Source organism: Arthrobacter sp. NPDC056691, assembly GCF_042791415.1.
In the GTDB taxonomy this organism is placed as follows: Bacteria; Actinomycetota; Actinomycetes; order Actinomycetales; family Micrococcaceae; genus Arthrobacter.
Genome location: NZ_JBHTXX010000011.1, coordinates 139,243 through 142,726, shown reverse-complemented (window position 1 = coordinate 142,726; position 3,484 = coordinate 139,243). Strand labels below are relative to the sequence as shown.

4 protein-coding genes are annotated in these 3,484 nt (G+C 65.8%); all 4 read right to left on the bottom strand.

Annotated features, from left to right (window positions below; all coding sequences use genetic code 11):
- Positions 1-583: 583 nt before the first annotated feature.
- The 4 genes from ACFRAU_RS11635 to ACFRAU_RS11620 all read right to left on the bottom strand — a co-directional run bounded on the left by ACFRAU_RS11635 (position 584) and on the right by ACFRAU_RS11620 (position 3,348).
- A complete protein-coding gene (locus tag ACFRAU_RS11635) occupies positions 584-1,936 on the bottom strand; it encodes a ParB/RepB/Spo0J family partition protein (protein ID WP_378000031.1) in 1,353 nt (450 codons plus the stop codon).
- Between the two features lie 518 nt (positions 1,937-2,454).
- Positions 2,455-2,715, bottom strand: coding sequence for a hypothetical protein (locus tag ACFRAU_RS11630; RefSeq protein WP_378000030.1), 261 nt, complete (start codon positions 2,713-2,715; stop codon positions 2,455-2,457).
- A 246-nt stretch (positions 2,716-2,961) separates the two neighbouring features.
- Entirely contained in the window at positions 2,962-3,117 is a 156-nt protein-coding gene (locus ACFRAU_RS11625; RefSeq protein ID WP_378000029.1) for a hypothetical protein, read from the bottom strand.
- A gap of 69 nt (positions 3,118-3,186) precedes the next feature.
- Complete coding sequence (locus tag ACFRAU_RS11620) at positions 3,187-3,348, bottom strand: hypothetical protein (RefSeq protein WP_378000028.1); 162 nt, start codon at positions 3,346-3,348, stop codon at positions 3,187-3,189.
- Positions 3,349-3,484: the final 136 nt, after the last annotated feature.

The following is a 3,484-nucleotide window of genomic DNA, read 5'->3' as shown; positions in this document are numbered from 1 at the left end:
GGCCGGAGCTCTGCGACGGACAGCACTGGACCCAACAGCCGGCCACGGAGCGAAGCGGAGTGGACGCCCGATCCCTGGTTGAAGCGCAGCGGAAACCAGCAGAGCCCCGCGAGCCTTTCCTTTGCGGGCCCCGCCGCTTCCGCCATCCCGGCCCCGCGTCCTGGGCGGGACCGGCGCCAAGGGCGCCACCGGTAACGGCGGTCGGCCGCGGGCAGCCATCCGGCAACCGGCACCTGGTCCACACTGTTTTTTGCTTAAACAGAAGTTTGTGGCTTAAACAGAAAAGGGCCGGCTGGTGGGCCGGCCCTTTGCCGTTCCTCGGCAAAGGAAAACTACGGTGTTCAGCTTAGCCGAACCACAGGTGCCCACGGCTGCGGGCGTGGGGTGTGTTCCCCTGCCGGCGCGGCATGTTGGTAGGGATCCTGGGGGTCGCGTGAATGGCGGTCCGCCGCTGGTGAGTGGGCACTGTGGTTCGCCGGGGGGCGGCGGACCGCCCCGCGTTCGAGAGGTTCCAGGGCCTGCACGTGGTGAGTGGCCGGGGCCTTGCCGGGCGGTGAGAGGTTCCGCCCGGCAAGGGGTCCTGTCAGGCTGCGGCGTCGTCCTCGGCGGGCTTGCCGCTGTCGAGGATCATCTGCTCGGTTTGGCTTGCCGTGTAGCCCCACGTGACCAGCTGGGTCAGGTAGTCCCGGTGGGTCTGGGACGGGGACCGCCACGAGTCCTTGGCGATGGTCTTTTCATACCCTGCGCAGACGAGTGCGATGAGGGAGAACTCGGGCCGTGCCGTGGACTTGGCCACGTGGTCACGGAGCGGGTTCCATGCCCACGCGGTCGATTCTTCGACCTTCGCACCGACCATCTCGGCCGCGACCTTGCCGTCGTAGCCGCTGGCCGTTTCGGAGTGGTGGGTGATGGCGTGCACGGTAAAGTACTGCCAGCCTTTCGGGGCCTGCTTCCGGGCCAGCAAGCTCTTCACGAACTCGCGGCGGACCTTGGTCGCGGCTTCCATCTTTTTGTTGTTCTCGATCAGGGTTTTCCGCTCGGCTTTCTGTTCCTCGGTCATGGGGCCTTTCCGGTATGGCTGGCCGCCGTCGTAGCGTTCGTACTTCGGCGTGAAACCCTGTTCCTTCCAGCCGGTGATGACGGGCTTGGCGGTGTGCTGGCCCCGGTAGTCGGTGCTGATCACGTAGGCGTTGGCGTCCTCGTCCGTGGCGGGTTCGCCGTTCGCACGGTTGGCCGCCGATACGTACAGGTTTTCTTCGTCGGAGTAGTGTCCGGCGTCCTCCACGATGGCCTTGCCCTTAGCTTTCAGTTCCTCGATCTGCGCCGCGCGGGCGGCAGCGCTTTCGCGGCGGTCCCGCAGCAACTGGGCGACGTGCAACAGCTGGTCGGGTTCGTCCATGATCACGGACTCCAATTCCTCCGTCGCATCCTCGTCCCCTTCGAACTCGGCCATAATGAGCGCTTCCTCGATACTCCAACCTTTGCCAAGGGCGGCGGCTCCGGCCTCGGACGCTTTGGCCTTCAGCGCAGATTCGACGGTGGTTTTGGTGCGTCCGGTTTTCTTCGCGATCGCGGCCGCCGAGACACCGATCAGGGACAGCTGGTGGTAGGCGTCCGCTTCGTCGGCTTCGGTGAGTTCGGCGCGCTGGATGTTCTCCACGACCTGCGTCACGATGCGTTCGGCTTCTTCGGGGGACTCGATGATCATCACCGGAATCAGGGGACGCTCGGCTTCGACAGCGGCGCGGGTGCGGCGCTGGCCCATCAGCACGTGCACGGTCCCGTCGTCCTTGCGGTGAGCGATCACCGGTTCCATCACGCCGTGTTCTTTGATGCTGGCGACGAAATCAGGGGTCAGGGCGGCATCCTTGCGGACGTTCACGTCCACGGTCAGGGTGGCCGGGTCGATCATTTCCAGCGAGGGGGTTGCGTTCATGGGTGTTGCTCCTTCTTTGCCGAGAAGTGGGGTGGGTGGGGCGGCTTTGGTGACCGGCCAGCTCCCCTCTCCCCCGTTGTTTTTTGGCTGCTGGCGGAGCTTGCGGAGCTGTGGCCGACGGAGGCCTGTCTACCCTTGGGCAAGGGCCGGGAAATTCCCGGAGGAAAGAAGCGACGCAGGAGCGCCGCAGGGAAATTCCCGGACCGCAGGCCCCTGAGGAACGAAGGGGCTAGACCGGCCGGAGCGGACACGTACAATCCGAAGGACAGCAGCCAAAAAACGTCGAAGACGTGGAAACAGGGCCAGGGATGGCCGGAGCTCTGCGACGGACAGCACTGGACCCAACAGCCGGCCACGGAGCGAAGCGGAGTGGACGCCCGATCCCTGGTTGAAGCGCAGCGGAAATCAGGACGAGCCCCGCGAGCCTGCGCGTTGGACACAGAGGAGGACCGGCACCCCCGGGGTGCCGGTCCCCGATCTTCGATCCTTAGAGAAGCGCCTGCGGCGCTGTTGTGCTTCTAGCGTTGGAAGAAGCTGATGACTTCCATAATGGTGAGCACTGCCCCGGCGATCATGATGGCTGCCCCTACGACCTGGAGGATGCGTCCCCCTTGTTGTTTGGTGTCGCGCAGCGCTGTTCCGAGGGCGAAAATGCCCGCGCCATCAATAACCATCGCCGGGCCCCAGTGGTTCGGTACCAGGAGGATGCCGACGAACAGGAGCAGGACCCCCGTCCAAGCGAGGCGCCGCGCTTTCCGTCCCTTCTCTGTTTCGGTCAAACGATCAGCTCTTTCTTCCGCTGGCGTGTGCATCGGTTTCATCTGCCGGTTCTCTTCCTTTGTCGTCTTTGTGCATCGTATCCGGCTCCACCGACACTCTTCCGGGCCTGCCGCAGACGGCAGCCGTTCGCTGCCGCCCTGTGGCGCCACTGGCGGTCCGCTGCCGGCGACCACGCACCCGCCCCAGCCATAGGCGGCCGACCGCCCGCGTGGACCGGCCCGCGTGGACCGGCCACCGCGGGCGGTTCAGCTCACCGGGTCCGGCAGTTCGGAAGAATCGTGCAGTTCCGACGATTCGTGCAGTCCGAAGAGTTGCTGTGCGAGGTCGATCAGGTGCTCTGGCACGTCTCCCTCGCCGCCGTCCCCGGTCTCGCCCAGCACCACGACGTCCCCGCAGTACACGTCGTACAGGACTCCGGTCTCTTCAAGAACCAGTGCCGCGGCGCGGCGGTTAGGGGCGAGGTCCAGGATTTAGCCTTCCTCGTTCAGGTAGAAGTGCCAATCGTCCCCGCTGACGGCTTCGATGTTGCCGCCGACGAGGGCTTGCAGGTTCTTCAAACCCGCGTCGATGGTGTCGATGCGCGCCGCCGCGTTGGTGTCTGCGGGGATGATCAGTGCGGTGCAGGTGCTCAAGGTGGTTTCCTTCGCTGGTGGTCTGTCGGGTGGGGCCGGGGGGTGGGGGGCCGGCCGGGGGGGGGCGACCCCGGGAAGGGGGGGGGGGTGTGGGGGCCGACCCACGAAGGGGGGGGGGGGTAAGCTGGGGTTTGCG

Coding starts and splice junctions, on each gene's coding strand:
- ACFRAU_RS11635 (WP_378000031.1), bottom strand. CDS start 1,936: ATGAACGCAACCCCCTCGCTGGAAATGATCGACCCGGCCACCCTGACC.